Here is a 6,565-nt window from a genome sequence, read left to right on the forward strand (position 1 = left end):
TCCCTTCAAGAGCTTCTCACTCTTATATTACTTAATTAACATTGCATCTCCAAAACTAAAGAACCTGTATTTTTCTTCCACAGCCGTTTCATAGGCATGAAGGACATGCTCCCTGCCTGCAAGTGCAGAAATAAGCATGATTAAAGTCGATTTAGGCAAATGGAAGTTCGTTATCATCGCATCGATCCCTTTGAACTCATAACCAGGATAAATGAAGATGCTCGTCCAGCCATTCTCTTCCTTGAAAACCCCGTCATTACGGGACGCAATCGTTTCCAATGTCCTTGTGGACGTAGTGCCGACCGTAATGATTTTCCCGCCTTTTTCCTTCACGTCATTCAGTAATCTGGCAGTGCCTTCCGTCATTTGATAAAATTCCGAATGCATTTCATGGCTGTCAATATCGTCGACACTTACCGGACGGAATGTACCAAGCCCGACATGCAGCGTGATGAAGGCGATGTGGACACCCATCCCTTTAAGTTTCTCCAGCAAATCCTCCGTAAAATGCAGGCCAGCGGTAGGTGCCGCTGCAGATCCCCGTTCCCGCGCATAAACGGTTTGATAGCGGTCCTGATCATCGAGTTGTTCCTTGATGTATGGAGGTAACGGCATTTCGCCCAGCTTCTCTAGTATTTCATAAAATATGCCATCATATTTAAATTCAAGGATACGGCCGCCATGCTCGAGTACACCTGTACAGACGGCACTCAGCTTACCATCGCCGAAAACGATCGTCGAGCCTTCCTTAATCCGTTTGGCCGGCTTCACAAGCGTTTCCCATACATCATCATGCTCTTGCTTAAGCAGCAATACCTCGATTTTTGCACCCGTCCCTTCTTTACTGCCGTATAGTCGGGCCGGAAGCACCTTTGTATCATTCAACACCAGACAATCTCCCGGTTTGATATATTCCGTGATATGGCTGAATACATCATGCTGGAGCTTACCGGTTTCTTTGTCCAGCACCATCAATCTACTTGCTTCCCTATCCTCCAAAGGAACTTGGGCAATCAGTTCCTCCGGTAAATGAAAATCAAACATATCCAATTTCATCTGTTCCACTTCCTTACGTGTCTATCAAGCTGTAATCATTATTTAAAACGGCCGATCAAATAAAAAATCGCGGACAACACAACACTGACGATGATTGATGTAACGATAGGAAAGTAAAAAGTCGTATTCCCCTTTTTCAGAAAAATATCTCCCGGCAGCCTGCCGAGATGAATATATTTCATCGCAAAACCAATCACGAATATAACCACTCCCAGAATCATGACCATCTTTGGTATATTCATCATTCAGGCATCTCCATTCCGAAATGCTCATAAACAAGCTGTGTTGCCATCCGGCCTCTAGGGGTACGCTGAAGAAAACCGACTTGCAACAGATATGGTTCATACACATCTTCGATCGTATGTGCCTCTTCGCCAATCGTTGCCGCAATCGTTTCCAGGCCCACGGGCCCGCCACGGAATTTTTCAATGATCCCTTTAAGTAATTTATGGTCAATATGATCGAGTCCTAAACGGTCGACCTGCATTAATTCAAGCGCATAATCGGCAAGCTCGGCCGTTATCGTCCCATCACCGCGTACCTGGGCGAAATCCCTGACCCTCCGTAAAAGACGATTGGCAATTCTCGGGGTGCCCCTTGACCTTCTTGCAAGCTCTGCCGCTGCTTGATCATCCATTTCCGTATCCATGATTCTTGCTGTACGGATGATGATATCAGTCAAATGGTTTTCCGTATAATATTCAAGACGGCTCAAAACACCAAAACGGTCCCTGAGCGGTGCAGACAGTGAGCCTGCCCGTGTCGTGGCCCCTACGAGGGTGAACGGCGGCAAGTCGATCCTGATCGAACGGGCTTCCGGTCCCTTACCGACTACTATATCCAGACAAAAGTCCTCCATAGCCGGATAAAGCACTTCCTCAACGACACGGGGAAGACGGTGAATCTCATCAATGAACAATACATCACCTGGTTCAAGTGCACTCAAAATGGCCGCCAGATCTCCCGGCCGCTCAATGGCGGGGCCGGAAGTCGTGCGGATATTTACACCCATTTCATTGGCGATGATGACGGCAAGCGTCGTCTTGCCAAGACCAGGCGGTCCATATAAAAGTACATGATCGAGCGTTTCTTCACGCATTCTTGCCGCCTCGATGTATACACTCAAATTCGCTTTCACTTTATCCTGTCCGATATATTGCTTTAAGTTTTGCGGCCGCAGGCTTTGTTCAAAGGACAGTTCGTTCAGATCGGCTTCCTGATTGAATATTCTCTCCTCCATTGCGCCACTCCTTATCTTAACATCATTTGCAATGCTTTCTTAATATATTGCTCGGTCGTCATATCTTCAGCCTGCAATTTCTTGGCTACCTTTTGGACTTCCTTTTCAGAATAACCAAGAGCCTTCAATGCAAGAATGGCTTCATCCAATTCCTCCGTATAACCATTTGGACTGATTGCAGCCGTGACGCCTTCGTTAAACAAGCTTGGAAACGCATCAGGTATAATGTTCTCCAGTTTCCCTTTTAAGTCGAGAATCATTTGCCGTGCCGTTTTCTTTCCGACTCCCGGGAATTTCACCAAAAATGATTCATCTTCATTTTCGATCGCCTGTACCACCTGATCAACCTGGCCTGATGCCAATATCGCTAGAGCACCCTTCGGCCCGATTCCGGTTACATTCAATAATTTTGTGAATAACGCCTTTTCTTGACGAGTCTGAAATCCGTATAATGCCACCATATCCTCACGAACATAATGATACAGGAAAACTTGGATTTCTTTCTGGTATTGAGCGGAAAAAATAAAAGGATTCGGCGTCATCACTTGATATCCGATCCCCCCATTTTCCACAACTATGTATTCAGGTCCAATATAATCGACCTTGCCTTTTATATAATCATACAAATTAATTCTCTCCCTGATTTTGCTGTACCTCTCATTTTATCATAAAAAGGGGGTGTTGTTCATTAAAAGTTATTTCATAATCGGCAAAGTCTATTCACGGGGAATTCCGGGTGTCACCTCACTGCTTAAAACAAAGTTGATTGAAACAGGCGTGCAAGACTAGCGTCCAAGGGAGACCCGACAGGCGCAAAAGCACCAAGGGTGGACCGTCCGCGGAAAGCATGCCTGCAGTGGAAATCAACGGTAATGGTAAACACCAAAAAAACTGTAGACAACTCTCCATCATTATCGAGTTAGTCTACAGTCTGAAGGGTGGGATATCATCCCACCCTAGTTTACCGAATATGGCTCATATTCTTTAATGAGCTGTTTATATTGGTCTTTATTCATGATCGGAATCCCTTTTTGCAGTTCCTCCTGCTTGTATGCTTCAAGTTTACCAACGTCTATTTGGTAGAATGTATGAATGATCTTGGCGTGCTCAGGCCTGCCGATAAAAATAGATAATGTACCATCTTCCCTCATCCCAAGGTAACCATTCGCTTTTAACAGAGGAGATATGTCATTCTCAATTTTCTTCATGACAATCTGCTCTTCATTTTGATCGACTACTTGCCATCCTTCATATTTTGCCCAAAAGTCCTCCATCGACCAAATTGTTTCTGTCAATTTCTCTTCACTTAACTCGCCATCCAAATACATACGCTGAAGAATGACCTTCCTTTCAATTGGATCATTTTCCTTTTGAACGGTTTCTTCCGCAAAAACGGTTAAGCAAAATGGCAATATGAAAAGTGCCATGATAAATTGGATTCTAAGTTGATTAAACAATATACTCACCTCTTAAGGCGTTTACTTTTTATGTAGTTTGACCCAAATAAGGATTATTAACCAGAAAAAAATCAAAAAGAGCTGACTCCAAGTCGGGTCAGCCCACAAATTATTTTAAGTGATTTTCGTGGATGTTAAGGTTATCGAACATGTCATTGGCATCCAAAATGATCATTTCCCTCGTATCTCCATCCCGAAGATTGTTATCAAGTGTCATCGTCCTGAAATAGACACCTTCATCGGTGGTTACATATAGGGTACGGCCATTGGTAAGCGGTCCGATCTCCTTTTTGATTCTTTGTTTGACATTTTTTGCTTGGCTGTAGTCATCAAGCAGCAAGGCTACCAGCATTTCATCTTGCATGATGATTGTCCTGGCATCGCTAACCTGCTCCACTTTATTGGCGACACCATTTACTCTGTCGGCTAAAGATCCTTCATAAGAATTATAATAAGATGATTTAGCCTTTAGCGGCTTACTTTCATGTCCATGGTAGTTACGGTCACTCTTACTGTACGCATCATCTTTATTGTATAAACCTTGCACCATATTCTCATAATTGATGTTTCGCACCAATGCATCTTTTTCATGGTACCCTGTATCATTCGTGATATTTTCATTTTCCGCTGTATCATTATTAGCACATCCAACCAAACTGACGGCGGCCAATACCGTACAAAGCGGCTGTGCCCATTTTATTTTCTGCACCAATAACCCTCCCATTGCAATAGAATGAGCTATATTCCGCTCATAATTAGCATGGGTGTCGAAAGGGAAATGTACTCTGTAAGATACGGCCAAAAACCCGTTTTAATTCCTATTAAGGGAAGAAATCCTTTTCGCCAATTTTTCATTCATCTCCATCCGCTCCGAAAAACCTTCCACGGTCATTTTCCAGACCGAATGAAGCTGGGAAGAACTTTTATTAAGACGATTCCATTCACGGAAGATATCGGTAGGGTAAGTTAAAGCATATAAAAAGGCCAGGTCTGACTGATACCTTTGCAATTGCGGCACTTCCCACAGCTCGTTGGCCGCATCTTCCAGATGTGGCGAAATTCGATTTGCATACTGTAAGTAATCAATGCACCTTGGGGCATTGGCCATTAAGTCAAAATCGATTAAAGTCAAAGTGCCGTCCGCTCTCCGCAAGAAATTATGGTGGGCGCAATCACCATGAATGATGACTTTCTTTTCCTTATCCCATAAAGACTGATATTTATCAAACCCCTCTAGCGACCATTCCCCCCATCTAATCCATTCCTTGATAATATCTTCGGAAACATATTGGCGAACATAGGAAAAGTTCTTTTTAAATAGTGATAAGCGTTCTTTCCACTTTTTTGATTGATTGAAAACAGGCGCGTTAATGGAGAGATTTTCCGACACATCATGGAAGCTTTCCAGTAACTGAATGCCTTCTAAGCGGTCCTTATCATTGGAAAACCTGAATTTTTTCTTGTTCGGCGGAAAATAGTCCATACTGCCATACCATTTCCCTTTAAATTGAAAGGGCATTAAATTCTGATGAATATAATACGTTTGATGAAATCCCTTTTGTTTTAATAAAGAAGTCAGTTCTCTTTGCCGATCCCATTTTTCAAAACTGTCAAATCCTTTAAGGATCATTGAATGACCTTTTTCAAAAGTTATTAAATAGACACTGCTTTGAATATGGTGGACATTCTTTGGCTTACGATTTAAATAAGAGAGGAGACGAGTGTTAAAAACACTGTCTCCTTGATGATTAGTAGTCATCGCTTTCATCTACATATGTCGGTATCCCAAATGTTTCAGGTGCACGAACGCCCCCGAATTGACCTGGCTGGCCTCCCATTTGTCCAGGTAACATAGCTTCAGGCTGCCCCCCAAGCTGTCCGCGCATCATGTCCGGCTGACCACCAAATTGTCCAGGCATCATTCCTGGTTGACCTCCGTTTTGACCACCCATCATGCCGGGCTGGCCTCCGTTTTGACCGCCCATCATCCACGGCTGGCCTCCATTTTGGCCGCCCATCATCCCTGGCTGGCCTCCATTTTGACCGCCCATCATCCACGGCTGACCTCCATTTTGACCGCCCATCATCCCTGGAGGACCTCCATTTTGACCGCCCATCATCCACGGCTGGCCTCCATTTTGACCGCCCATCATCCCTGGCTGGCCTCCATTTTGACCGCCCATCATCCACGGCTGACCTCCATTTTGACCGCCCATCATCCACGGCTGGCCTCCGTTTTGGCTACCCATCATGCCGGGCTGGCCTCCGTTTTGACCGCCCATCATCTCTGGCTGATCTCCGTTTTGGCCGCCCATCATCCCTGGAGGACCTCCTATTTGCATCTCCTTTATGCCGGGCTGGCCTCCGTTTTGACCGCCCATCATCATACCTGGCTGACCTCCGTTTTGACCGCCCATCATCATGTCCGGCTGACCTCCGTTTTGGCCGCCCATCATCATACCTGGTGGCTGGCCTCCGTTTTGGCCGCCCATCATCATACCTGGTGGCTGACCTCCGTTTTGACCGCCCATCATCATGCCGGGCTGACCTCCGTTTTGGCCGCCCATCATCATGCCTGGTGGCTGACCTCCGTTTTGGCCGCCCATCATCATGCCTGGTGGCTGACCTCCGTTTTGACCACCCATCATCATGCCTGGTGGCTGACCTCCGTTTTGGCCGCCCATCATCATGCCTGGTGGCTGACCTCCGTTTTGGCCGCCCATCATCATGCCTGGTGGCTGACCTCCGTTTTGGCCGCCCATCATCATGCCTGGTGGCTGACCTCCGTTTTGGCCGCCCATCATCATACCTG

At 45.6% G+C, this 6,565-nt stretch carries 7 protein-coding genes and 1 pseudogene; all 8 read right to left on the reverse strand.

The annotated features are described in order from the left end of the window. Window positions 1-27: 27 nt before the first annotated feature. Window positions 28-1,056 (reverse strand): tRNA preQ1(34) S-adenosylmethionine ribosyltransferase-isomerase QueA, encoded by a 1,029-nt coding sequence (gene queA, locus AC1DIV_RS16775; protein WP_063575570.1) that lies wholly within the window; start codon window positions 1,054-1,056, stop codon window positions 28-30. A 38-nt stretch (window positions 1,057-1,094) separates the two neighbouring features. Next, complete coding sequence (locus tag AC1DIV_RS16780) at window positions 1,095-1,301, reverse strand: DUF2905 domain-containing protein (protein ID WP_048683720.1); 207 nt, start codon at window positions 1,299-1,301, stop codon at window positions 1,095-1,097. Continuing rightward, window positions 1,298-2,296, reverse strand: a complete 999-nt coding sequence (gene ruvB, locus AC1DIV_RS16785) for a Holliday junction branch migration DNA helicase RuvB (RefSeq protein WP_034308811.1) — start codon at window positions 2,294-2,296, stop codon at window positions 1,298-1,300. The genes AC1DIV_RS16780 and ruvB overlap by 4 nt, the downstream gene beginning before the upstream one ends. Before the next feature lie 11 nt (window positions 2,297-2,307). After that, window positions 2,308-2,922: a Holliday junction branch migration protein RuvA gene (gene ruvA / locus AC1DIV_RS16790; RefSeq protein ID WP_057276624.1), complete on the reverse strand. Its 615-nt coding sequence runs from the start codon at window positions 2,920-2,922 to the stop codon at window positions 2,308-2,310. Window positions 2,923-3,252: 330 nt separating this feature from the next. Continuing rightward, window positions 3,253-3,762, reverse strand: a complete 510-nt coding sequence (locus tag AC1DIV_RS16795) for a BofC C-terminal domain-containing protein (protein WP_419775894.1) — start codon at window positions 3,760-3,762, stop codon at window positions 3,253-3,255. Window positions 3,763-3,862: 100 nt separating this feature from the next. Continuing rightward, complete coding sequence (locus tag AC1DIV_RS16800) at window positions 3,863-4,462, reverse strand: YhcN/YlaJ family sporulation lipoprotein (RefSeq protein WP_340877113.1); 600 nt, start codon at window positions 4,460-4,462, stop codon at window positions 3,863-3,865. 102 nt (window positions 4,463-4,564) lie between these two features. Beyond that, window positions 4,565-5,512, reverse strand: a complete 948-nt coding sequence (locus AC1DIV_RS16805) for a phosphotransferase (protein ID WP_170956534.1) — start codon at window positions 5,510-5,512, stop codon at window positions 4,565-4,567. After that, window positions 5,502-6,565: pseudogene (locus tag AC1DIV_RS16810) on the reverse strand (hypothetical protein); the annotation flags it as partial. The pseudogene AC1DIV_RS16810 and the gene AC1DIV_RS16805, both read right to left, overlap by 11 nt.

This window comes from Peribacillus sp. 05N428 (assembly GCF_056397085.1).